The organism is Sphingomonas sp. 3-13AW (genome assembly GCF_049311085.1).
In the GTDB taxonomy this organism is placed as follows: Bacteria; Pseudomonadota; Alphaproteobacteria; order Sphingomonadales; family Sphingomonadaceae; genus Sphingomonas.
Genome location: NZ_JASNVZ010000059.1, coordinates 1 through 636, shown reverse-complemented (window position 1 = coordinate 636; position 636 = coordinate 1). Strand labels below are relative to the sequence as shown.

The 636-nt window shown below is 66.4% G+C and carries 1 protein-coding gene; it reads left to right on the top strand.

The window, feature by feature from the left end; genetic code table 11:
- Positions 1-636: hypothetical protein (locus tag QP045_RS21480; RefSeq protein ID WP_422517040.1), on the top strand; the 636-nt coding region annotated here is incomplete at both ends.

Here is a 636-nt window from a genome sequence, read left to right as displayed (position 1 = left end):
CGCTGACGAAGCTGTCGACGGCGGACCCGGCGCTCCTCAACCTGATCGCGGCGTTCGTTGACGAGGCCGGCCACTTCGGGGCGGGCCTGGGTGCCGACGGCGCCTGGACGGCAAAGAGCCTGCAGGCGCTGTCGAGCGTCATCACGCCCCTCGTAAGTGCTGCCTCCCTGCTGATGCCGGCGGGCGCACAGGCAAGCATGGGGCGCGATGCGGCGGTCAAGTTCGACGAGCGCGGCTCGATCGGTCGGAACCAGGGCGGCGCCCGGATCGACCTGGAAGATACCAACTACGACGCCGTGATTCAGGACGATGCCGGCAACGTCCTGTTCGGTGTCATGGGACGCAAGGTTTTCGGCCCGCGCTTCACCGCCGAGATGGGCAACGAGCGCCTTACGGTCAGCTACTTCAACGGAGTGACGATCGACTTCGGCAAGCACGACTATGATGTCGCGATTGCCGATCCGCAGGGGAACGTCCTCGCCGGGTGGATGAACGGCACCTTCTATGGCCCGGGCAAGTCCGGCGACGATGCCGCGCTCGACGCGCACGATGCGGCGAACAAGGCCTATTCGCAGTCGGTCTACATGCGCCGTGTCACCACCGTTCAGCGGCCGACCTCGCCCTATGTGCTGCTGG